This window comes from Luteibacter sp. 1214, assembly GCF_031455395.1.
GTDB classification, from domain to species: domain Bacteria; phylum Pseudomonadota; class Gammaproteobacteria; order Xanthomonadales; family Rhodanobacteraceae; genus Luteibacter; species Luteibacter mycovicinus.
The window spans coordinates 43,114-65,930 of record NZ_JAVDSQ010000004.1; the positions used below are offsets into that span (position 1 = coordinate 43,114).

The window sequence follows — 22,817 nt, forward strand, 5'->3', positions numbered from 1 at the left end:
ACCCAGTCGGTCGCGGGAGATATTGGGAGTGCGTCGTCTTCTCGTCAGTCATCCTGAGTGGTTCAAGGCTGTCGGTTTAACGTGGCAGGATCTTGTTGCCTTCTGAATGCCTTGTTGTTGCGTAGGTGCGCGCCACCTGATGCGTCCCACGGGTATTGGTGGAGGCGCAATTCTGCTGTCGTTGTCTCTCCGAACGGAGCGACCCCATGCAAATATCGACATCATTGCCAATTCACCAGTACTCGGCAGCAGCCTCCGCAGCCGCCCCGTCAGGCCAGACCGCCACGCTTGCTCGTCGCGATCCCGTGGAGCACGCATCGCGACCGATCAATTTCTCGCACATCACACCGCGGCAGTTGCTCGCCTATGTGAATGACATGATCTCGAAGGACCAGATTGACCCCGACGACGCGACGTCCATGGTCGGTTCGATCCCCGGTGCGTGGTACACGGAGCGGCCGGATACGCCGCTCGATTTCGCATCGAATATCAAAGCGATCGCCAACTTCGATCGCAATAATGGCACGCGCCACTTGCCGCCTGGTACGACGGGCTGTCGGATCGCATGAAACTCATGGAGGCTCGTTCGTCGCCTGTTTCGGTGAGAGCGTGAGACGCGACTCGCGCCGTGTCTCCCATGCGCTAACCTTGCAACATGTCATCTCGCCAACCGACCACCGTCCGCCCCGCCACGGCCACTGCTCGTGATGTCGCCGAAGCGGCTGGCGTGTCGATTTCCGCGGTATCGCGCACCTTCACCCCGGGTGCCAGTGTGTCGGAGAAAACGCGTGAACGCGTGACCGAGGCGGCGACGCGCCTGGGCTATCGACCCAATCATTTAGCGCGCAGCCTTATGACCGGCCGCACCGAGCTGATCGGGCTGGTCTCGAATCATTTCGCCAACCCGACCTTCATGGAGGTCTTCGACCTGTTCACCCGCGAGCTGCAGGCGAGGGGCCTTCGCCCGCTGCTGGCGAACCTCGGTGAGGACGAAGATGGCAGGGCAGCCATCGACATGGTGCGCCAGTACAACGTGGATGCCGTGCTGATTGCGACCTCCGCACCGCCAGCGGGCTTCGCGGCCTCATGTCGCGAGGCGGGGCTGCCCGTGCTGCATGTCTTCGGCCGGCCAGGGCGTTCGTCGCCCGTTCCGGTGGTGACGGTGGACAACCAGGCGGGCGGGCGGATGGTAGCGGAGACGATGCGCGAACGCGGCCTGGTCCGGCTGGCGTTTATCGGCGGCTCCGCGCACGATGCGTCGACGCTGGATCGCGGTAACGGTTTCGCGTCCGCGGCGGGAGGTCTTCTGCTCGAGACCATCCATGCGGGCGACTACACCCACGAGCACGGCCGCAAAGCGATGCATGCGTTGCTCGATGGAGGTGCGGCCATCGATGGGGTTTTCTGTGCGGACGACGTGCTGGCGCTTGGTGCCATCGACGCGTGTCGTGAGCGTGGCTTGAGCGTGCCGGAGGACATCAGCGTCGTCGGGTTCGACGACATGCCGCTGGCGGCGTGGGCGTCCTATTCGTTGACCACGGTTCGTCAGCCCATTCGCGACATGGTGCTGCACGCCATCGAACGCATCGTCGCCTGGATGGAAAACCCCGAGACGATCCCGCGCAGCAAACTATTCACTTGCGAGCTCGTCCAACGGAACAGCCTCCGCAAGGCCGCCAAGCTGTAGGAGCGCGCCTGCGCGCGACCCCGGCAGCCGAGAACTCACCCCACATCGACCCACCGCCTCTCACGGTTCGACACCAGCGCCGCCGCGATCACCTTATCGACCTCATACCCATCGCGAAACGTCGGCCACACGGCATCGCCCGTCGCCACCGCCCGCAGAAAATCCCGCGCCTCGATCACGATCTGTTCGTTGTATCCGGTGCCGTGGCCGACGCCCTGATTGAAAGCCAGGTAATCCGGGTGCGCCGGTCCCATCAGCAGCTTCTGAAAGCCTCGGCGAGCCGGGTCACGCGAGGCGTCATACAGCCACAACGCGTTCTGGTCTTCCTGATCGAAGGCGATCGCACCGCGGGTACCGGTGATGCGATACGTGTAGCCCATCTTTCGTCCCGCGGCCATGCGACTGAAGCTGATGCTGCCGGTGGCTCCGTTGGCGAAGCGCAACAGCATCTGGCCAAGGTCATCGTTCTCCACGGCTTCGGGACCATGTGCTCCGGCCCGGGTCGGCTGGACGATGCGTGTGTCCGCCACCAGGCTGGCGATCGGACCGACGAGGCGCAGGCAGGCGTTGACGATATGCGTGGCGACATCGCCCAGGGCGCCGGCTTCGGTTCCCGTGGCGATGCGCGTGCGCCATGAGGCGGGCAGCGAGGGATCGTGCAGATAGTCCTCGACATGCTCGGCACTGATCTGAATGACATCGCCGATCTCGCCCGAAGCGACGATCTGCCGGGCGAGCTGACTGGCCGGCGTGCGGATGTAGTTGAAACCGACCATGTTCGCCAGGCCGGCCTTCTCGACCGCTTCGGTCATGGCGAGGGATTCCTCCGCACTGGCACCGAGTGGTTTCTCGCAGAAGATCGGTTTTCCCGCCGCGACACAGGCCATCACCATGTCGAGATGGGTGCGCGGTGGCGTGGCGATCACCACGGCATCCACCGCCGGATCGTCGACGAGTTCCCGCCAGTCGCCGGTGGATCGCCTCCACCCCCAGCGGGCGGCGTGTTCGGCAGCCCCCGCGGCGGTCGAGGTCGCCAGCATCTCGCAGATCGGTCGCAGCGTCGGTTCGAAAGTCGCCGCCACGCTGTGGAACGCCAGGGTGTGCGCTTTACCCATGTAACCGGCGCCGATCAATCCGATCCTCAGCTCGCTCATGGCATGGTATTCCGGGGTTGGGAGAGACCGACTCTACGGATGCTGCAATGCAGTTTGCAAGCGCTTGCAAATCGGCCTAGCGTAGTGACCGAGCCGGTACCTCGCCGGTCCTCCCACAACGCGCACCGCGCAGGAGTCCGCATGAATGCCTCCTTCCAGACCGATCGCCGACCGTCCATCGTTCCGCGCGTCTTCACCGAAGACACGCTGGATACGGGCCTCATCGTCAACGAACTGCTCGACGGCATCGGCGCGGTGACCTTGCGGGGGCTGTTCAGCGCTGACGAGATCGCCGAGGCCCGCGCTATCGTCATGCGCGAATCGAACGCGGATGACCGTCGCGGAAAGGTCACGCATTTTCAGGGCGATGCCGAGCGGGCGGGGCGGATCAATCTGCAGCGTCGCGTATGGAATCTGCTCGCGAAGGGCGAGATCTTCTCGCGGATGGCGGCGCATCCGGCGATCATGAAGGTCATGCGCGCCTTCATCGGCAGCGAGTTCATCATGGGCTCGATCGCGGCCAATCGCATTCTTCCCGGCGGCCCCGGGCAGGAGCCCCATATCGATTATCCGTACTGGGATTACCACTCGCCGCAGACGCATCCCGTGCGTCTCAACTCGACGTTCCCGCTGAACGCGCAGGCGACGATCATGCTCGATCCGTTCACCGAGGAGACGGGAGCGACAGCCTATGTACCGGGTTCGCAGCGTCAGCTGCATTACCCGGATGAGAGCGATCGTTTCTTCGACCGGTGCGAACGCATGCTCGGCGAGCCGGGCGATACGGTGATCTTCTTCGGCGCGGTGTGGCATTGCGCGATGCCCAACCGGAGCACTATCGACCGTACGGCGATCATCACACAGTACCTGCCGAAGTTCATCAAGCCGATGGAGAACATGCCCGCAGCCCTGCCGGCCGAGTTCGTGAAGAACGCGAGCGCGGACATCAGGCAGCTACTGGGACTGAATTATCCGTACCCGGAAGTGCTCGACGCGGCGCGCGGTGGAAATGCCGAAGGGCGGGACGTGATGAAGGCGCGCTGATAGCGGCGTCGTTGCAGCCTGTATCGCCGCCGGGGTGGTTCCCATCCGAGCCACTCCGATCGACGTTACTTCGCGTCCCGCGGCGTCCGCACGTTGGCGGCAATCGGCGTCGCTGGCGACGGGCTCCCGACGAAATGCACGACATCGTCCAGCACCGGCGGGGCTTTCTTCCCGCCGCGCAGCGCGAACAGAATGCCCATGTGCCCCATGTCGGGGTAGAGCTTCACCACTACCGATTCACCCTGGGCCTCGTAACGCCGCTGCAGGGAAAGCGCATTTGAAGGCCGCACGGTCGAATCGTCCTGACCTTGCAGAAGCAAGGCGGGGGGCTCGTCGCCATCGACGAAATTCACCGGTTGCGAGCGCGCCTGTTCGGCCGGTGTATGGCCGAACATGTCGATGAAGTCGTCGTCTTTCAGCGGCAGGAAGTCGTACGGCCCGGCCAGCCCGATAACGCCGGACAGATCCCGCGGCTTCATGCCGACCACGCCAAGCCAGCGCGCATCCGTGGCCAGCAGCGCGGCGATGTGCCCGCCTGCGGAATGGCCCATCACGAAGACGCGCCCGGTGTCGCCGCCATAGGTGCCGACGCGATCGTGCGTCCAGCGGACGGCCTTTGCCGCATCGCCGACGAACCCGTCCAGTTTTACCTTCGGCCACAGGCGATAGTCGGGTACCACGGTGACGATGCCCCGCGACGCCAGCGCCTCGCCCACCCAGCGGTACCACTGCCGCTTGCCGCTCTTCCAGCTGCCGCCGTAGAGGAACACAACCACGGGCGCGTTCTTCGCATCGACGGGGCCGTACACATCCAGCGCCAGCCCGTCCGACGGGTCGTAGACGATGTCGTGGTGCGCAACGACGCCGGTGGACGACTGGCGTGCATTGATCACACCGAACAGAGCGGACTGGCAGCCGGAAAGGAGCAGGGCGCCGAGAGAAACGAGGAAGAGTCGGGTCATGTAAGCACTCTACGGACCGCCCGTGAAAACGGATGCAGCGCCACGTCCGCCGTGCTTCCACACCGCTGTGATTGCGAACCTCGGTGATTCCATACCCGGTGGGAGCCAACCCTGTTGGCGACGCTCTCAGCGAGCCGCCGGATGCCGCCGGATAAAGTCCACGGTGTCATTCAGCACCGGAGCCGACCGCTGCCGGGGCCCGAGTGCCAGCAAAAGCCCCTCATGGCCCACGGCGGGATAGAGCTTCAGTTCGACGGGCTCCCCCTGCTGCCGGTAACGCCCCTCGAACGCGACGGCCTCCGCCGGCGAGACGATCGTGTCCTTCTCCCCCTGCAGCAAAAGCGCAGGCGGCTCGTCGCCATCCACGAAGTTGATCGGCTGCGAACGCGCCTGCTCGGCAGGCGTGTGTCCGAAGATGTCCGCGAACTCGGGTTCGTCGAAAGGAATGAAGTCGTAAGTTCCGGCCACGCCGATGAACCCGGCCAGATCGCGCGGACGCATGTCGACGGCGGCAAGCCACTGCTTGTCGACGGCAAGCATGGCGGCTATCTGGCCACCCGACGAGTGGCCCATGACGAACTCATCGCGCGGATCGCCGCCGAATTCTCCCGCGTGGTCATGCGCCCAGCGTACGGCTTCCGCGCCGTCATGGAGGAAACCGTCCTGACGTGCGTCGGGCCAGAGTCGGACGTCGGCAACGATCGTCACGATGCCGCGAGCGGCCAGTGCCTCGCCCACCCAGCGGAACCACTGGCGCTTCCCGCTCATCCAGCTGCCGCCGTAGAAGTAAACGACGACGGGCGCGTGGGTCGCCTGCGCCGGAGCGTAGACGTCCAGTGCGATATTCAGTGCGCGGTCGTAAACGAGATCGCGATGTGCCACGACGCCATCGGTGGACTGGCGAGCATTCATCGCGCCGAAGAACGCCGACTTGCAGCCGCCGAGGAGCACAACGAACAGAAGGATGAAGGCGCGAAGGGACATGAGCGGGATTGTAGCCGTGGGCGCCTTGCATAGGCCTTCCTGCGGTCCAGCGGCTAGAATCCAGCCATGACCGATGTCCGCACGATCCTGCGCCAGGCCGCCGAGGCCCTTGACGACCGTCTCGAAGCCGAATTGCTGCTGGCGCACGTGCTGGGGGTGAATCGTGCGTGGTTCTTTGCGCATGCCGATGACGAACTCGGCGCCGACGCCACTGCTGCGTTCGGAGAGCTCGTGCGTCGCCGTGCGGAAGGCGAGCCGGTTGCTTACATCACGGGCACGCGGGACTTCTGGTCGATGACCCTGGAGGTGGGACCCGCCACGTTGATACCGAGGCCGGAAACCGAGCTTCTGGTGGAGCTCGTTCTGAATCGGCTGCCTGCGGGAGGGCGCGTGCTCGACCTCGGAACGGGTAGCGGGGCGATTGCGCTCGCCGTGGCGAAGGAGCGGCGCGATGCCTCGGTCACGGCCGTCGACTTCAGCGAGCCGGCGCTGCTTGTCGCCCGGCGAAATGCGGAGCGCCACGGTCTGCAGCGCGTACGCTTCGCTGCCAGCGACTGGTATGCCGCCGTGGGTGACGAGCGTTTCGATGTCATCGTCAGCAATCCTCCGTATATCGAGTCAAGCGACGCGCATCTCGGGCTGGGCGACCTGCGTTTCGAGCCGGCAAGCGCGCTCGCCTCCGGGGAGGACGGTCTCGACGACATCCGGCGCATCGCCTCCGGCGCATCCGCGCATCTCGTCGACGGTGGCTGGCTGCTCATGGAGCACGGCTGGAACCAGGGCGACGCCGCGCGCGCATTGCTTGAACGCGAGGGCCTGACGGACGTCTTCACCGCCCAGGATCTGGAGGCGCGGGACCGTGTGAGCGGGGCGAAGTCGGTCGCCCGATAAGTCCGGCCAGCCTCAGCCCGCGCTGGCCACTTCCGTCGCCACGAACTGCGGAAACCGCGCAACGATCGCGCTGCGGATCTGCGGCAGGTCGAGTCCGGCCATCGTGAGGACTTCCTCGCGGCTACCGTGTTCGAGATAAGCGTCCGGCAGCCCCAGATGCAGGATCGGCAACGTCACGCCATTGGCGGCCAGCAATTCGGCCACGCCCGCACCGGCACCACCGGCGATGGCATTGTCCTCGATGGTGACGAATGCTTTGTGCGTCCGCGCCATCTCGAGGATGAGTTCCTCATCCAGTGGTTTCACGAAGCGCATGTTCACCAACGTGGCATCAGTCTCCGCGGCGATAACAGCGGCAGGTGCCAGCATCGTGCCGAAGGAAAGAATCGCCAGACCGTGGTGCCCGCGACGGCGCACTTCAGCCTTGCCGATCGGATACGTCTCCAGCGCCTCGACCATCTTCGCGCCCGGGCCGGTACCGCGCGGATAGCGAATGGCGGCTGGGCCGTGGTACTGATAGCCCGTGCTCAGCATGATGCGGCATTCGTTCTCGTCGGCCGGCGCCATGATCACCATGTTCGGCAGGCAGCGCATGAAAGACAGATCGAAACTGCCCGCGTGCGTGGCGCCGTCCGGACCGACCACACCCGCGCGGTCGACCGCGAAGGTGACATCGAGGTTCTGCAGGGCGACGTCGTGGATGGCCTGGTCGTAGGCGCGCTGCAGGAACGAGGAATAGATCGCCACGACGGGCTTCGCACCCTCGACCGCCATGCCCGCAGCAAGCGTGACCGCATGCTGCTCGGCGATGGCCACGTCGAAATAACGCTGCGGGTATTCCTTCGAGAAACGCACCAGGCCGGAGCCTTCGCGCATCGCCGGGGTGATGCCGAGCAAGCGCTCGTCGGCGGCCGCCATGTCGCACAGCCAGTCGCCGAAGATATCGGTATAAGTCGGCTTGGCCGGCGCGCTCTTCTTCACGAGACCGGCCACCGGGTCGAACGGACCTACGGCGTGGTATTCGATCGGACCTTTTTCGGCAGGCTCGTAGCCCTTGCCCTTGGTCGTCATGACGTGGACGAGCTGCGGGCCGGGGAGGTCCTTGGCGGTTTCCAGGGCCTGGACCAGCTGCGCCATGTTGTGCCCGTCGATGGGACCCGTGTAGTGGAAGCCCAGTTCCTCGAACAGCGTCGACGGCACGAACATGCCCTTGGCGTGTTCTTCCCAGCGCTTGAAGAAACGGCCGAAGAACGACTCCCTCGGCATGGCCTTCTTGGCCCGCTCCCGCCAGGCGTTGAGCGTGCGGCTGGACATGGCGCGGGCCATCATCTTGGTCATCGCGCCGACGTTTTCGCTGATCGACATGCCGTTGTCGTTGAGGATCACCAGCATGTTCGGCTCGACGTCGCCGCCGTGGTTGAGGGCCTCGAAGGCCATGCCGGCGGTCATCGCGCCGTCGCCGATGACGGCGACGACCTTGCGGTGGTCGCCACGGCGCTGCAGAGCGATGGCCATACCCAGTGCGGCCGAAATGGACGTGGACGAATGCCCGACGCCGAAGGTGTCGTACTCGCTTTCCTCGCGGCGGGGGAAGGGAGCCAGGCCGTCCTTCTTCTTGATCGTGGTGATGCGGTCGCGGCGGCCGGTCAGGATCTTGTGCGGGTAGCACTGGTGACCCACATCCCAGACGAGGCGGTCTCGCGGGGTATCGAGCACGTGGTGCAGGGCGACCGTGAGCTCGACGACGCCCAGTCCCGCGCCGAAGTGACCGCCCGACGAGGCGACGGCCTCGATCAGGTACCGGCGCAGTTCGTCGGCGATCGCCGGAAGTTCGTCTTCCGGGAAACGCCGGAGATCCTCCGGCGAGTCGATCTGCGCCAGATAAGGGTAGCGGGAGAGGTCGTTCATCCGCCTATTGTTCGCCTACGGAGGGGCGGGGGCAAGGGACGACGTGTGAAACCTTGCGGGCAAAGGCGGGCGGGATTCAGGCGGGGCGCCGATCCCGTGGCAGATGGCTGACCAGAAATTCCATCTGATCGGCCAGGATATTGCGGTTGGAAAGGATCAGGTGCTCCACCCAGCTGGGCCGGTAGGGCACGGCCAGAAGCGGCATGCGGGCCTGCTGCGGGGTACGGTTGCTCTTGCGCAGATTGCAGGCCAGGCAGGCGCTGACCACGTTCTCCCACTCGTCCGCGCCCTTCTTGGACAAGGGCAGCACGTGGTCGCGGGTGAGTTCGTGGCGGGTGTAGTGGTGACCGCAGTAGAGACAGATGTGCCGGTCGCGGGCGAAGAGGGCCGTGTTGGTCAGCGCCGGCGCCGGATCGACGGCGTGTTCTCGGCAGTGGCCGGTGCTGGCCACGATGGGGTGAAGCTCGAGGCTGCTCTGCATGCCGAGCGCCCGGTTCATCCCGCCGTGGACGGTCAGGCAGGCGTCGCCCAGTGTCCAGGCCACCACGCCGCGGACATACAGGCAGACGGCGTCCTGCCAGCTGATCCAGTCCAGGATGCGGCCCGCCGCGTCGAGCGACAGCACGCGCGTCGTATGCAGCGCGCTTACCCTCGGCAGGTCCTCTTGGAGCACTTCCATCGTCATCGGGTCTCGTCCTTCACTAAAGCGAAAGAGCGTTCCAGCAAGCCGAACTCCGTGCGGATCGGGGGGCCGATCCCGCCTCCTGGGAGGCGTTCGCCCGAGCATAGCCCATTATTGCGACGGAATCGCGCACGCCCGGTACGGTTCTTGCGGGCTGTAGCGGTCATGAAGCGCTGATATAGTGGGGGTTCGTTAACGCCTGCGCGGGTTTGGAAGGGGGGCCGGGGTGGCTTCCCAGGTCCGGCGGGTCCATGAGGGTTTCTCAGTGGCAGAAGTGCTTTTCTACGAGCGTCCGGTTCCCCTGAATCGCACGGCGCATCGCGATCTCCGTCTCAAGGCGGTGAACAACATCCGTTTCGCGGCCACGGCGCACTCCGTGCCCCTGACCGGCGTCGAGTTCGCGCCCGCCGCGCGTGACTTCCCGATCCTCTTCGCTGGCAACAGCATGGAAGAGGCCGGCCCGATGGCCCTCCTCGGCCTGCGTCAGGGCGAGAACCTGCTGGTCGGTGAGAACGGCTTCTGGGAACAGGGCATGTACATCCCGGCGTTCGTCCGCCGCTATCCGTTCGTGCTGGCTGAGAAGCCGGCCGGTGCCGAAGGCGACGACTTCACCGTTTTCCTCGACGAGGCCTACGAAGGCTTCAACGAAACCGAAGGTGAGCGTCTGTTCAACGAAGACGGCACCGACGCGCCGGCCCTGACCAACGCCGTGAATTTCCTCGGTGAGTTCCAGGACCACGTCGCCCGTACGCAGTGGTTCATGGGCAAGCTCCGCGAGCACGACCTGCTCGAGCCGCGCACCATCACCCTGCAGAAGGAAGGCAAGGGCATCAACCTCAACGGCCTGTTCGTCATCAACGAAGAGAAGCTGCGCGCTCTCGACGAGAAGGTCGCCGGTGAATTCCTCCGCGAAGGCGCCTTCGGCTGGATCTACGCGCACCTGGTGTCGCTGGCCAACATCGACCGCATGGCCGCGCGTCTCGACACGCGCGAGCAGAAAGAAGTCACGACCCCCACGGTCTGATTGTCTGGCTCCATCAAAAAAAGGCCACCCGCGAGGGTGGCCTTTTTCGTTCCACCGCCTCGATCAGCGAACCGGCTTCGCCAGCCGTATCAGGTCCGTATCGAAGCCATGCTTCACATACATGTCGCGGGCCCGCTCGTTGCCGGGGAACACGGCCAGCGTTACGAACTGGCAGCGATGGTCCTTGGCCCAGGCGTAGGCGTGGTCGAGCAGGAAGGTACCGACGCCTTCGCCCTCGTGTTCTTTCGCCACCGCGATATCGGAGATATGGCAGTTGTCGCGATGCGTGAAGAAGTCCTTGGTTTTCTGAAGATGCACGAAGCCCACCGGGTCACCGTCTTCGTTCTCGGCGACGAAGATGTAGCTGTTGGACGGTTGCTCGTCGAGGTGTCTGACCAGGTCCGACTCGATGCCCTTGAGGCAATCGGTCTTGCTGCGCCCGTTGGGCAGTGGGAAGTCGACGAAACGGTGGAGCAGGCCAAGGATGAACTCGTCATCGTCGCTCTCGGCGAGACGGATCAGAAACGGAGAGTCGCTCATCGGGTCGGGCACCGTCGCGGTGGGAAGGCTGGCCAGAGCCTTTTCTACACCTTCGGGGGTGGCGGGGAAACCCCCGCCACCCTCCGGCGGGTTACAGCAGTTCCGGCAACGTCGCCACGCCTGCCTCGATCGCCGCCTTGTGCACGTGGATACGCGGCAGGATGCGGCTGAAATAGAACGTGGCCGTGTCGCGCTTGGCCTGCTTCGCATCCGCGGAGAGGTGTGAGCCCTCGGCGGCGAGTACGCTGCGTGCCCAGCAGTAAGCCAGGGTCACATAGCCCGACAGGTAGAGATAATCCACCGCGGCCGCGCCCAGCTCCTCCGGATTGGCCTGTGCGCTCTGGGCGATCGCCTGGGTCAGATCGCCCCAGGTCTTGGTCGCCACGGCGAGAGGCCCGATGAAAGCCTTGACGCTTTCCGTGGTCTGGTGCGCCTGGCAGAACGCCGAGATCTCACCGAGGAAATGCTTCAGACCGGCGCCCTGCAGCTGCATGATCTTGCGGCCGAGCAGGTCCAGCGCCTGGATCTGCGTGGTGCCTTCGTACAAGGTGATGATGCGCGCATCGCGGACGAACTGTTCCATGCCGTGCTCGGCGATGTAGCCGTGACCGCCGAAGATCTGCAGGGCTTCCTTGGTGCACTCCTGCGCGGCTTCGGTGAGCAGGCCCTTGGCGATCGGAATCAGGAAGGACAGCAGTTCACCGGCTTCCTTGCGCGCTTGCGGATCGGCATCGCGCGACTCGATGTCGCTCTGCAGCGCGGCGTAGGCGGCGAGCACGCGGCCACCTTCGACGAAGGCACGCTGGGTCAGCAGCATGCGGCGCACGTCGGGATGCACGGTGAGCGGATCGGCCGGCTTGTCGGGCAGTTTCGCACCGGACAGCGCACGCATCTGCAGGCGCTCACGGGCGTAGTTGAGGCTGTTCTGCAGGGCGCGCTCGGACACGGCGAGACCCTGGATGCCGACGGCGAGCCGCGCGGCATTCATCATGGTGAACATCGCCACCAGACCCTTGTGGGCGGGACCGATCAGCCAGCCTTCGGCCTCGTCGAAGTTCATCACGCAGGTGGCCGAACCCCTGATGCCCATCTTGTGTTCGATGGCGCCGGCGGCGACGGCGTTGCGCTCGCCGAGGCTGCCGTCTTTGCCTACCTTGAACTTCGGCACGACCAGCATCGAGATGCCCCGGCTGCCGGCCGGCGCGTCGGGAAGCCGCGCGAGCACGAGGTGGATGATGTTCTCGGCGAAATCGTGTTCGCCCGCGCTGATGAAGATCTTGGTGCCGGTAACGCGGTAGCTGCCGTCCTCGTTCGGCTCGGCGCGGGTCTTCAGCAGGCCCAGATCCGACCCGGCCTGCGGCTCGGTGAGACACATGGTGCCGGTCCAGCGACCTTCGACCAGCGGCTTCAGGAAGGTTTCCTGCTGCCATGCGTCGCCGTGGTGCTCGAGGGCGTCGGTGGCGCCGTGCGAGAGCAGGGGGTAGATGCCCCAGGCCAGGTTGGCCGAGTCGATCATTTCCTTGGTCATTGCGCCCAGCACGGCGGGCAGGCCCTGGCCGCCGAACTTCTCGTGCGCGGTGAGACCGGCCCAGCCGCCTTCCGCGTACTGGCGGTAGGCTTCCTTGAAGCCTTTGGGCGTGGTGACTGACGCGGTGGCCTTGTCGTAATGGCAGCCTTCCTGGTCGCCGCTCGCGTTCAGGGGTGCGAGCACCTGCTCGTTGAAGCGGGCGGCCTCATCGAGCACGGCATCGAGCAAGTCGCGCGTGTGGCCCTCGCCGCCTTCCAGCCGGGCGAGCACGGCTTCGGCGCCGAGTACGTCGTAAAGCGCGAAGCGCATGTCGTCGAGGGGGGCTTTGTAGATCGTCATGGCGAATCCTGGCGTCGCGGCGGGCGCGGCTGGGTGAGGTCAGGGAGAGCGATAGGTATCGGGGATGCCGGGTACCGGCGACAGCCAGTTGCGTCCGTGCACCTCGAAGGTGCGGGGCTTCTTTTCCTGCTCCGGGAGGGCGGTGATCGTTCCTTCGATGGCATAGGGCAACGAGCCGGAGCTGCCTTTGGCGGCCAGTTCGGCCAGCGCTTTCGACATGTCCGGTGTCGGCAAAAGATCGATTTTCGCCACGTCGGCGGCGAACGACGGGATGTCCTGGTCGACCTTCGCATCGAGCAACACCCCGGCGAGGTTGCCCACCTGCAGGGTGCCCTGGAACGCCTCGAACGACATGCCGCCGTAACTGTTGTTACGGACGCGCAGGGTCAGGTGCCAGACGCCGCCCGGCCTGGCGGTGACTTCCTGCAAGGTCACCGACGGCGGAAAAACACTCTTTTTCGCGGGGCCGCAGGCGGCGAGCGTGGCCACGCCGAGAAGCAGCGCGATGCGTACGAACGAGTTGCGGACGGTCGAGATCATTCCCTGGGCTTCCGGCATGGGTGCGTCGAACAGGTGTCGGATGGTAGCGCCGGGCATGCATGCGCGCGAGACGTGCGTTTGAAACGCGGTTCCCAAGCGGGGAGCGAGCAGGCATCATCAGCGATCATCATCCAAGACCATCGATTCTCCCTATGACCCGACGCATCGCCGCACGACGTTCGCCCATCCACGGAAACGGCGTCTTCGCCACCGCGCCCATCAAGGCCGGCGACGAGATCGTCGAATACAAGGGCGATATCATCACCCACGCCCAGGCCGACAAGAAGTACGGCGACGGTGGCGAGACAGGACACACCTTCCTCTTCACGCTGAACGAGAAGTTCATCGTGGACGGCAACAGCAACGGCAATACGGCGCGCTGGATCAATCATGGCTGCGATCCCAACTGCCAGGCCGTGGTCGAGGAAGCCGTGGAAGGCAAGCCGTCGAAGAAGGACCGCGTGCTGATCGAAGCCATCCGCGATATCGCCCCCGGCGAGGAGCTGACCTACGACTACGGCATCACGCTGGACATGCCGCATACGGCGCGCCTGAAGAAGATCTGGGCCTGCCTGTGCGGCTCGCCGAACTGCATCGGTACGATGCTCAAGCCGAAGCGCAAGGCCGCCTGAGCCTTCTCTTCACGTTTGCTCACGGGGCGCCGACGCCTGCGCGACGCCCCGGTCATGCTCCGCCATCGATCCTCGTAACACACCCTTTCCGAGGAATCATCATCATGGCAAGCCAATCTCTCGACGGTCGTCGCATCGCAGTGATCGCCACCGACGGGTTCGAACAGTCCGAGCTCACTGAGCCGAAGCGCCTTCTCGAAGCCGCCGGCGCAACGGTGGACGTCATCTCGCCCGGCGATGCCACGCAGATCAAAGGCTGGGACAAGAAAGACTGGGGCAAGAGCGTCGATGTCGACGTACGCCTCGACGACGCCGACGCCGGCAAGTACGACGCGCTGGTGCTTCCAGGTGGTGTGATCAATCCGGACAACCTGCGCACGGACGAGAAGGTGCTGGCTCTGGTCAAGGCGATCGCAGGTGCGGGCAAGCCCGTCGCCGCGATTTGTCACGGGCCGTGGACGCTGATCAACGCCGGGCTGGCGAAGGGCAAGAAGCTGACTTCATGGCCTTCGCTGAAGCAGGACCTGGTCAATGCCGGTGCGAACTGGGAAGACAGTCAGGTCGTCCAGGACGGCAACCTGATCACCAGCCGCAAGCCGGATGATATTCCGGCGTTTACGGATGCCTTGATCAAGGCTGTGGCTGCCTGACCTGGGAGCATCGCCAGGGCTGGCTTTCGCAGCCAGCCCTGGCGGGAGCCGACGCCGCTGGCGATCGACCTGCCTTGGCCTGAGGTCTTCCGGATCAATCCTCGTCCTCCCGCGGCTTCCACCGCTCCGCCAGCTTCCGCTGCACGGCCAGTGGGACCGTGTCGTAGTGACTGAACGCCATGCCGTACCGCCCCAGTCCCCCGGTCGTCGACTTCAACTGCGTGGGATAGTCGGTGAGCTCCGCCAAGGGCACGCGCGCACGGATGAGCGTCTCGCCGCCCCGTAGCGCGTCGCTACCCATGATCTGTGCACGCTTGCCGGCTAGCCCACCCGTCACGTCGCCGACATAGCGGTCCGGGATCGACACCTCCAGATCCATCACCGGCTCCAGGACCTGTGGCCGTGCTCGTGAGGCGGCATCGAGAAAAGCCTTGCGCCCCGCGCTGATGAAGGCGACTTCCTTCGAGTCTACCGGGTGATGCTTGCCGTCATAGACGGTCACACGCAGGTCCTGCATCGGGTATCCCGCCAACGCTCCAAGTTCCAGTGCCTGGCGCACACCTTTCTCGATCGCGGGGATGAACTGGTTCGGGATGACGCCGCCCCTGGTCTCATCCGCGAAGATGAAGCCCATGCCGCGCTCCAGTGGCTCCACGCGCAGGAATACTTCAGCGAACTGTCCCGCGCCGCCCGTCTGTTTTTTGTGCCGATGATGGCCCTCGGCACGCACGCCGATGGTCTCGCGGTAGGCGATGCGCGGCGGGTGCGTAACGACGTCGATGTCATATCGCGACTTCATCCGTTCGATCATGAGTTTCAGGTGCAGGTCCGACAGACCTCGCACCACGGTCTCATTCAGCTCCTTGTGATGTTCGACGCGGAAGCAGGGGTCTTCTTCCGCGAGCCTCGCCAGTGCCTGCGACAGTTTCTGTTCCTGCCCCTTATGTGCCGGTTCGATCGCCAGTCCGAACATGGGTGACGGGAACGGCGCCGCATCGAGATGGATGCCCGCTTCGTCCGCGGCATCATGCAACACGGCGTCGAAGTGGATGTCCTCGACCTTCGCCACCGCGGCAATGTCACCGGGCAGGGCTTCGTCCACTTCGACATGTTCACGCCCCTTCAGGCGGAACAGATGCGCCACCTTGAACGGCTTGCGTCCGTCGTCGACGAGCAGTTGCGAATCCCGGCGCACCGTTCCCTGCCAGACGCGAAAAACGCCGAGCTTGCCGACGAAGGGATCGTTGATGATCTTGAACACGTCGGCGACCACATGGCCTCCGGCATCGGCGGCCACCTCGAAACGCGTGCCGGCGTCGTCATGGAAGGGGGGAGGATTCGTTTCACCGGGACAGGGCAGAATACGCTCCACGATCTCCAGCAGTTCACTCACGCCGATACCGTCGCGCGCGCCGGTGAATACGATGGGCACCAGATGACCGTCGCGGAGACAGTGCTCGAACGCACCACGCATTTCCGTCGCGCTCAACGCCGACTCGCCCGCGTCGAGATAGTGCGCCATCACGTCGTCGTCGATCTCGACCACCTGATCGATGATGCGCTGGTGTGCCTCCCCGGGTGACGAGAAATCCGTATCTCCCGTCGTCTGGAAAAAGGCGTCGCGCACGATATGTCCCTGCGATGCGGGAAGGTTGAGGGGAAGGCATTCGTTCCCGAATTCGTTACGCAGATCGTCCACCAGCAGAGCGAGGTCCGCGCCCTCGGCGTCGATGCGATTGACCACGATGATGCGTGCGAGCCGACGCTCCTTCGCGTAATTCATCATGGCCCGGGTGCCGTGTTCGATGCCGTTGGCCGCGTTGACGACGATCGCTACCGTGTCGGCGGCGGCGAGCGCCGCGAGTGCCGGGCCTCGAAAGTCGGCGTAGCCGGGGGTGTCCAGCAGATGGATGCGATAGCCGTTACGCTCGATGGAGGCGATCGAGGCATCGATCGAATGCCCGCGCGCTTTCTCCATCGGATCGGTGTCGGAAACGGTACTGCCTCGCTCCACGCTGCCCATGGCGGTCAATGCGCCGCCGGCGTGGAGCATGGCTTCGAACAGGGTGGTCTTGCCGGCGCCGGCGTGTCCGGCGAGGGCGAGGCTGCGGATGCGTTCCGTGGATTGGGACACGATGCGACCCTCCTTCAGTGACACGAAGGATCCCCCCAGACCGCTAGCCTTCTCCTCCCGGGATGAAGAATCAAGGGGAATCTTCCGGGCGCCGCGCGGTCTGAAGCCCGGGCTTACGTTGCACTCAGCAGTACCCCGCTAACATTTGCGACTTTTCATCGAGCCCAAGGGATATTTCCCCGCGTGCAATACCCCGGCAAGGCGCCACCGCCGTTCGTCGACACCCACCGGCTGGAGCCGGAGGCGTCGTCGCGCCTGCATGGGCTGGTGCCGCTGGACCCGGAGACGCTCGCCGTCCTCAGGGCTATGCGACGGCAGCCGCCGCCGCGGAACCGGGTGCGTTTCATCCTGGCGCTTGCCGCGGTCCTGGTCTTCCACGTCCTGCTGATTCTGGTCATCCGCTACGAGATGGAACCGCGGGTCCAGGTCGGCTTCTTCGTCCCCCAGGACAAGGCTGACGTACTCGAGGTGCGCTTCATCGAGCCGACCGCGCCGGCGCCCGCGGTGGAGGCACCTCCGCCGCCGCCGGTAAACGAACCGCCGCCGAAAGTCCGCTCTCCGGAGGCTACCCGTCCCGAGCCGCCGCCGAAAAAGAAGCCGGAGGCACCGCCGTCAGCCGACACTGCGCCCGCCGCGACGCCTTCCGATGCGCGGCCCGCGCCCAACCTGTTCGGCACCGACGGCTCGATTGCCCTGCCGAAGACCGGTGCGAACCCGGCGGGCTCGGACTACACGCCCCCCCGGCCGACGGATAACACAAGCGTGATGTCGCACAAGACCACGGTCACCTACACGCAGACCCGCTTCGAGAAGGACTGGGCACCGCGCGACGAGAACGTGGTCAGTCAGGGCATGCGCCGCGTCATCGAGAAGACCACGGTGAAGAAGACCATCGACCTCGGTCACGGTACGCGGGTGAACTGCTCCACGGTCTTGTTCGTGCTGCCGGTGGGCTGCGGTGGCGAGGACCCCTCGAAGGCCGCGCATAAGGACGGCGACACACGCCTGAACATGGCTAATGCACCGCTGGTAAAGGATCTGCCGGGCGCGCCGCCTCAGCGCACGGAAGCCGAATGCATCGCCGCGTACCGTGCCGACGAGCGGGTCAAGGAGGGCTGCCCGACCGACACGCCGCTGAAGGCGATGGATCAGGAAAACGCCGAGCGCGCACGCCGCACGGGTAACTGACGCCTGCGACGCACGCCACGATTGTGCGGCGCGGCGTCAGCGTGGACACTAGCGCCCGATGCCGAACACTCTGCCCCCGGACAGCGAGCGACCCGACGCCGCCACATCGCTGCCCGTCTCGCCGCGCGAGGCGGCGATGCACGCGCTTGTCTACCGTCGTCTGCTGCGTGAGAAGCCGCGGGCGAGCGGCCGCCGGATCGCAGGCTGGGTCGGCACGCTGGTCATCCATCTGTTGTTTCTGTTCGGGATGATCCTGGGGCCGGCGTATGACGTTCTCCCGCCACCGCCCGAACCGGAGCACCCGGACGCCCTGAAGGTGCGCCTCATCGACAAGCCGCCACCGCCGAAGCCACCCGTGCGCGGCACGCCGTCGACGGCCGCCGTGGCCAAGGTCAAATACACCACGAAGTGGTCCACCGCAGCCAGTCGCGCGGCTCAGGGTTCGCACGCGGCCGCCGTGGCGGCGGCAAAAACGCCATCGCGCCCTGCCGTGGCGGTGCCAGCCGCACAAGCCCCCAGGGTGAAGGCCGCGCCGAAGCCGGCGGCGCCACCGCCGAGCATGGCGGCAGTGGCGGATCGCCCTTTGGTTCAGCCCAAGGCGCCGCCACCGCAGCCCGAACTGGAGAAGGTCCCGGTTCCTGCTCAGGCACCGCCGGATCTCGCGATGGATACGCCCAGGCCCCAGGTCGTGCCCCCGACATTCCAGCCGGAACCCGTGCGTCCGCCGCAGGCGGAAGGCCTCGCGCCGATGCCTCCCCCGGCCTCGCTGGCGATTCCGCCGACGCCAGCGTCGCAGATGACCGTTACGCCGACGCCGCCCACGATCACCTCCGAAAGGACGGCGCCCGTTCCCAAAACGTCGATGACGCTGGCGACGGTGCCGCGTCCGGACGTGGAGGAAAGCGCCGCACCGCCGACGCCACAGGACGTGCCCTTGCCCGAGGTCGCTCCCGAGCCGGTGGCGCCGCCGAAGCCCGACCTGGCGATGGATACGCGCCCCGTTCCGCCGAAGGTATCCGTGCAGCCCGTGACCGCGCCGCCGGTCGAGGCCGATGCCGATCTCGAGGCCGTACCGCTCCCGGACGCGGCGGCCAGACCGACGGTGTCGGCACCCGTCGCTACGGTGGACCGCCCGGCGGTGCAGGCACCGGCGGTGTCGCCGGGTGAGATGCAGCGTCCGGTCGCCGGCGCCGAGACGGCGCCATCGGCGCCTGGTCAGGCCCCGGGCGACACGGCCGCCGGTGAATCGACGGCACAGGCGGCCGCCAGCCAGGGCAAGCAGGGTGACAACAAGGCGGCCGAGCCCGTGCAAGGCCAGTCGGCGGGTAAGGCATCCCCGGGCGACGCCAACGTCGCCGGCTCGAACACTCCTGGCGCGAACCAGGAGTCCGGCAAGCCGGGCGCGGCCAGGGGCGCGGACGAAGGCGACCGCGTCACCGGCGCCAACGGCACGTCGGATCGCAGCGACGGGGTCGCTGGCGGGCAGGGCGTAAAAGCGGGGCAGGTCGGCGCGTACACCGAGCTGAGGCCACGCGGAAATGTTCTGCCGCAGAACGGCGCGCGCGTGCATATCGACTACAAGGCGACCCGTTTCGACGGCGCCTGGACGCCCAAGGGCGAATCGTCCGTCGATACGGCCGTGCGTCATGGTGTCGAGGCGACGACGGTGAAGTTCGCGGTGCCGCTCCCTCGTGGCATCCGCCTCAATTGCACGGCGGGTCCGGGTAACGCCGGCAGCAAGGCGGCGGGCAATCCGGGAATGAATGCGATCTCCCTGCTGACGCTGGGCTGCAGCGGTGGCGACGGTCCGCCCAAGCCGGCCAGTCAGGACGCCGTGGCGAAGACCCAGACCATGGCGCCGGCGAAGCCGCTGGCGGAGAACCTGCCGCCCGCGAACAGCTCCACCGTCGCCGCCGCACCGGTCGCACTGGATAACACCGCGCTCTGCACGACGGCGCGCATCACCGGCGGGCCCTTGCCACCCGGTTGCGAGGCGTCGATCAAGATCAACGTGCCCGCGCCGTCGGCGAATTCCGGCTCGTGGGTACCCGCGAGCGATCAGTTCAAGTAGGCAGACGGCGAATCTCGGTGCCCGCGACCATGTCGTGGATCGCGCGGCGCCGATGATCGAACCAGGCGGGACTCAGCAGGATCGCCCACCCGATGACCGGCGCCCACAGGGCCGCCTTCAGCGACGTCAGCGGAAAAATCAGCACGAGCGCGAGCGGAAGCGCCGCGATGACGAGGCGCACGGATCCGCGCTTCCAGCTCGCTGGCTCGCCGCTGGCGTCCGTGACACGGATGCGCCACGGCCGCATGCCGAGCGTCTGGCCGCCGGAAACCCACGACAGCAGAAAATAAGCGCCCACCACGAGGCCCTGTAGCGGCTGATACCACCAGGTCAGCATCCGCCCGTGCTCGTCGAAGAGCTTCCCGCCGGTGACCATCTGCGCGAGCAGGCCCACCACCATCACGATGGCGACGACCGCGAGCGCGTCGTAGACGATCGCCGCGAAGCGGCGCCATGCGGGAGCGGGCGAAGTCGGAGGCATGCGATTCCACGGCGTTGGCGACGCGGCATTGTAGACGGGATGCGTCATGCAAGCGGCGCGATAAATCGACAGCCGAATCCGGCTCCTTATCGCTCAAGTCAATGGTTTTTAAGCACTATGTGTGAAATGCTTCTCATTGACCCCGCGTGGTCCGTCTTCCTAGGCTGTCGACGAGGATGCGGTGATGGGCCGCGTCACCGACCAAGGACGCTTCGACATGGCGCTCAGACTGAGTTCGTCGTTCTCCGCACTGGATACCTACCTTCGCGCATTCGATGCGGACCAGCAAATGGTCCCGAAAGAATTCCTCCTGCTTCGTAGTGACGCGGACGTTCATCTTTCGCATGTCACTGAGATCGCTACCGGCGCATTTAGGCAGGCCGCCGATACGCTCGTGGAGACGATGCAGGCGTGCGCGCTGGAAGCAAGAAAGAAGCATCTGTCCGCGGAGCAGCGCGAGGTGCTCAAAGAAGCGGTGGAGCATCAGCTCGGGTATGTGATTGCAGGTTATCAGTCAACTCTTCAGCGGCTTTGAGCGATCCGTAACAGACGTGCGACTATCGCGGCGTATCCCTCGATCGTCTTTGCCATGCCCTCCGCCGCGTCAGTTGTCGTAAGCCCCGCCGAACTCGCCGCCGACGATACGCGCCTGATCGCCCGCTTCATCGAGCGCGTCTGGTCGGAAGACGGTCTCGCCGAGCGCACGCTCGAAGCCTACAAACGTGACCTTGAGGGGCTGGCGCGCTGGCTCGGCACGCGGGGAAAGGGACTGGCCACGGCCGGTCGCGACGATCTGTCCGCGTATCACGGCAGCCAGCCCGTCGCCGTGCGCAGCATGGCGCGGCGACAGTCGGCCTTTCGCCGGTTTTACGCGCAGCTGGCGCGCGACGACGGTGCGCGAGAGGATCCGACCTTGCTGATGCAGCGCCCGCGCATGCCGCGTGGACTGCCCAAGGCGCTTGCCGAGCGGGAGATCGAGTCGCTGATTGTCGCGCCGGACATCGGCACTCCGCTGGGCCAGCGTGACCGCGCAATGCTCGAATTGATGTACTCCTCCGGCTTGCGGGTGTCGGAATTGGTCGATCTGCCACTGGCGGGTCTGAACACGCGGCAGGGCGTCCTGCGGGTCACCGGCAAGGGGGGCAAGGACCGGCTCGTGCCCGTGGGAGAGGAGGCGCTGGCGCATGTGGAAACCTACCTGCGCGAGGCGCGTCCCCTGCTGGCGAAAGGGCACGGCCAGCCGGCGGCGTTGTTCCTTTCGAAGCGGGGCGGAGCGATGACCCGGCAGATGTTCTGGACCCTCGTCAAACGTTATGCCGTGCAAGTGGGCATTCCATCGAAACGGGTATCCCCGCACGTCCTGCGTCACTCCTTCGCTACGCATCTTCTCAATCACGGCGCCGACCTCCGTGCCCTGCAGATGCTGCTCGGGCACAGCTCGCTGAGCACCACACAGATCTATACCCTGGTGGCTAAGGAAGGTCTCAAGCGCCTTCACGCCCAGCACCACCCGCGTGGCTGATGCCCATGCCACAATCGGGGGAACCGAAAGCGGCGAACGTGTTCCAACGCTCTCCCGCATCCCCCCGGTGACAGATGGAGTCGTACCGATGTTGAAAAAAATCCTCCCGGCGCTGATGGCTGGCGCTTTCGCCATGGGCGCCCACGCCGCCGACGATACGAAAGCCGTCCGCGACGCGGTCGAGGCGCTTGGCCCGGGCATTACGGTGGATAGCATCTCCGCCGCGCCGATGCCGGGTTTCTATCAGGTCGTGGCCTCGGGCCGCATGGTTTATGTCAGCGCCGATGGCCGTTACATGATCAACGGCAACCTGATCGACCTGAAGTCGAAAACCGATCTCAGCGCCGCCAGCTGGGCCGCCACACGCAAGGTCGAGCTCGCCAAGGTGCCGGCCTCGCAGCGCCTCATCTACGCGCCCGCCAACCCCAGGCACACCGTCACCGTCTTTACCGACGTCGACTGCGGTTTCTGCCGCCAGCTGCACTCGCAGATCGCCGAGTACAACAAGCAGGGTATCGCGGTGGAATACGTGTTCTGGCCGCGCGAGGGCGTGAAGACCACGGCGGGCAACGACACCCCCTCGTATACCAAGGCCGTCTCGGTCTGGTGCGCCGCCGACCGCAAGAGCGCCTTCAATGCGGCGATGAGCGGCGCGACCCCCAAGGCCGCCACCTGCGCCAATCCGGTGAAGGACGAGTTCGAGCTGGGCGAGCGTCTGGGCGTGAACGGCACCCCGACCATCGTCACCGAGAACGGCGACGTCGTAGGTGGCTATGTCACCCCGGCTCAGCTGCTGAAGGCCCTTCAGGCTCCGGCCGGCACCATTCGCGGCGGCTGATCCGGCCGGTCGCCGGCA

22 protein-coding genes are annotated in these 22,817 nt (G+C 65.7%); 12 read left to right on the top strand and 10 right to left on the bottom strand.

Translation table 11 applies throughout. The features are described 5' to 3' along the window. Window positions 1–206: 206 nt before the first annotated feature. A complete protein-coding gene (locus J2X57_RS11055) occupies window positions 207–569 on the top strand; it encodes a hypothetical protein (RefSeq protein WP_309866968.1) in 363 nt (120 codons plus the stop codon). A gap of 86 nt (window positions 570–655) precedes the next feature. Then, window positions 656–1,687 (top strand): LacI family DNA-binding transcriptional regulator, encoded by a 1,032-nt coding sequence (locus J2X57_RS11060; RefSeq protein ID WP_309866971.1) that lies wholly within the window; start codon window positions 656–658, stop codon window positions 1,685–1,687. Window positions 1,688–1,722: 35 nt separating this feature from the next. Here J2X57_RS11060 and J2X57_RS11065 read toward each other — a convergent pair whose 3' ends face one another. Next, entirely contained in the window at window positions 1,723–2,841 is a 1,119-nt protein-coding gene (locus J2X57_RS11065; RefSeq protein WP_036110704.1) for a Gfo/Idh/MocA family oxidoreductase, read from the bottom strand. Window positions 2,842–2,982: 141 nt separating this feature from the next. On the opposite strand from J2X57_RS11065, the gene J2X57_RS11070 reads away from it, so the two are divergent. Further along, window positions 2,983–3,885: a phytanoyl-CoA dioxygenase family protein gene (locus tag J2X57_RS11070; RefSeq protein ID WP_309866974.1), complete on the top strand. Its 903-nt coding sequence runs from the start codon at window positions 2,983–2,985 to the stop codon at window positions 3,883–3,885. A gap of 65 nt (window positions 3,886–3,950) precedes the next feature. Here J2X57_RS11070 and J2X57_RS11075 read toward each other — a convergent pair whose 3' ends face one another. Beyond that, window positions 3,951–4,847 carry an alpha/beta hydrolase gene (locus tag J2X57_RS11075; protein ID WP_309866976.1) on the bottom strand — a complete coding sequence of 299 codons (897 nt, stop codon included), beginning with the start codon at window positions 4,845–4,847 and terminating at the stop codon, window positions 3,951–3,953. 126 nt (window positions 4,848–4,973) lie between these two features. Further along, window positions 4,974–5,831, bottom strand: a complete 858-nt coding sequence (locus J2X57_RS11080) for an alpha/beta hydrolase (protein WP_309866979.1) — start codon at window positions 5,829–5,831, stop codon at window positions 4,974–4,976. A 66-nt stretch (window positions 5,832–5,897) separates the two neighbouring features. Between J2X57_RS11080 and prmC the strand changes: the two genes are divergently transcribed. Next, complete coding sequence (prmC, locus tag J2X57_RS11085) at window positions 5,898–6,722, top strand: peptide chain release factor N(5)-glutamine methyltransferase (protein WP_309866981.1); 825 nt, start codon at window positions 5,898–5,900, stop codon at window positions 6,720–6,722. Window positions 6,723–6,734: 12 nt separating this feature from the next. On the opposite strand, the gene dxs is transcribed toward prmC, so the two are convergent. Both dxs and J2X57_RS11095 read right to left on the bottom strand, forming a co-directional pair. Further along, window positions 6,735–8,630: a 1-deoxy-D-xylulose-5-phosphate synthase gene (dxs, locus tag J2X57_RS11090; RefSeq protein ID WP_036110713.1), complete on the bottom strand. Its 1,896-nt coding sequence runs from the start codon at window positions 8,628–8,630 to the stop codon at window positions 6,735–6,737. A gap of 76 nt (window positions 8,631–8,706) precedes the next feature. Beyond that, window positions 8,707–9,309: an HNH endonuclease gene (locus tag J2X57_RS11095; RefSeq protein WP_139382817.1), complete on the bottom strand. Its 603-nt coding sequence runs from the start codon at window positions 9,307–9,309 to the stop codon at window positions 8,707–8,709. A 268-nt stretch (window positions 9,310–9,577) separates the two neighbouring features. Here J2X57_RS11095 and J2X57_RS11100 point away from each other — a divergent pair, with 268 nt between their 5' ends. After that, a complete protein-coding gene (locus J2X57_RS11100; RefSeq protein ID WP_036110718.1) occupies window positions 9,578–10,336 on the top strand; it encodes a SapC family protein in 759 nt (252 codons plus the stop codon). 63 nt (window positions 10,337–10,399) lie between these two features. Here J2X57_RS11100 and J2X57_RS11105 read toward each other — a convergent pair whose 3' ends face one another. The 3 genes from J2X57_RS11105 to J2X57_RS11115 all read right to left on the bottom strand — a co-directional run bounded on the left by J2X57_RS11105 (window position 10,400) and on the right by J2X57_RS11115 (window position 13,340). After that, window positions 10,400–10,876, bottom strand: coding sequence for a GNAT family N-acetyltransferase (locus J2X57_RS11105; RefSeq protein WP_036110721.1), 477 nt, complete (start codon window positions 10,874–10,876; stop codon window positions 10,400–10,402). Between the two features lie 91 nt (window positions 10,877–10,967). Continuing rightward, window positions 10,968–12,743: an acyl-CoA dehydrogenase C-terminal domain-containing protein gene (locus J2X57_RS11110; protein WP_308847201.1), complete on the bottom strand. Its 1,776-nt coding sequence runs from the start codon at window positions 12,741–12,743 to the stop codon at window positions 10,968–10,970. Window positions 12,744–12,782: 39 nt separating this feature from the next. Beyond that, window positions 12,783–13,340, bottom strand: a complete 558-nt coding sequence (locus J2X57_RS11115; protein WP_309866991.1) for a hypothetical protein — start codon at window positions 13,338–13,340, stop codon at window positions 12,783–12,785. A 95-nt stretch (window positions 13,341–13,435) separates the two neighbouring features. Here J2X57_RS11115 and J2X57_RS11120 point away from each other — a divergent pair, with 95 nt between their 5' ends. Both J2X57_RS11120 and J2X57_RS11125 read left to right on the top strand, forming a co-directional pair. Next, on the top strand, window positions 13,436–13,915 hold the full coding sequence (locus J2X57_RS11120) for an SET domain-containing protein-lysine N-methyltransferase (RefSeq protein WP_036110728.1): 480 nt from the start codon (window positions 13,436–13,438) through the stop codon (window positions 13,913–13,915). Between the two features lie 104 nt (window positions 13,916–14,019). Beyond that, window positions 14,020–14,565 carry a type 1 glutamine amidotransferase domain-containing protein gene (locus tag J2X57_RS11125; RefSeq protein WP_043695622.1) on the top strand — a complete coding sequence of 182 codons (546 nt, stop codon included), beginning with the start codon at window positions 14,020–14,022 and terminating at the stop codon, window positions 14,563–14,565. A gap of 94 nt (window positions 14,566–14,659) precedes the next feature. On the opposite strand, the gene fusA is transcribed toward J2X57_RS11125, so the two are convergent. Then, window positions 14,660–16,699 carry an elongation factor G gene (fusA, locus tag J2X57_RS11130; protein ID WP_309866995.1) on the bottom strand — a complete coding sequence of 680 codons (2,040 nt, stop codon included), beginning with the start codon at window positions 16,697–16,699 and terminating at the stop codon, window positions 14,660–14,662. A 183-nt stretch (window positions 16,700–16,882) separates the two neighbouring features. Here fusA and J2X57_RS11135 point away from each other — a divergent pair, with 183 nt between their 5' ends. Together J2X57_RS11135 and J2X57_RS11140 are read left to right on the top strand one after the other, a co-directional pair. After that, window positions 16,883–17,887, top strand: a complete 1,005-nt coding sequence (locus J2X57_RS11135) for a hypothetical protein (protein WP_051943340.1) — start codon at window positions 16,883–16,885, stop codon at window positions 17,885–17,887. A 58-nt stretch (window positions 17,888–17,945) separates the two neighbouring features. After that, window positions 17,946–19,958 (top strand): hypothetical protein, encoded by a 2,013-nt coding sequence (locus J2X57_RS11140; protein WP_309866998.1) that lies wholly within the window; start codon window positions 17,946–17,948, stop codon window positions 19,956–19,958. Here J2X57_RS11140 and J2X57_RS11145 read toward each other — a convergent pair. Beyond that, on the bottom strand, window positions 19,951–20,439 hold the full coding sequence (locus tag J2X57_RS11145) for an RDD family protein (protein ID WP_309867001.1): 489 nt from the start codon (window positions 20,437–20,439) through the stop codon (window positions 19,951–19,953). The genes J2X57_RS11140 and J2X57_RS11145 overlap by 8 nt on opposite strands. A gap of 184 nt (window positions 20,440–20,623) precedes the next feature. Between J2X57_RS11145 and J2X57_RS11150 the strand changes: the two genes are divergently transcribed. The 3 genes from J2X57_RS11150 (at window position 20,624) to J2X57_RS11160 (ending at window position 22,799) form a co-directional block, all read left to right on the top strand. After that, the gene (locus J2X57_RS11150) at window positions 20,624–20,974 is read left to right on the top strand and encodes a hypothetical protein (RefSeq protein ID WP_309867003.1); all 351 of its coding nucleotides are present in this window, start codon (window positions 20,624–20,626) and stop codon (window positions 20,972–20,974) included. A gap of 54 nt (window positions 20,975–21,028) precedes the next feature. After that, window positions 21,029–21,961, top strand: coding sequence for a site-specific tyrosine recombinase XerD (xerD, locus tag J2X57_RS11155; protein ID WP_036110738.1), 933 nt, complete (start codon window positions 21,029–21,031; stop codon window positions 21,959–21,961). Between the two features lie 88 nt (window positions 21,962–22,049). Next, entirely contained in the window at window positions 22,050–22,799 is a 750-nt protein-coding gene (locus J2X57_RS11160) for a DsbC family protein (RefSeq protein ID WP_309867008.1), read from the top strand. Window positions 22,800–22,817: the final 18 nt, after the last annotated feature.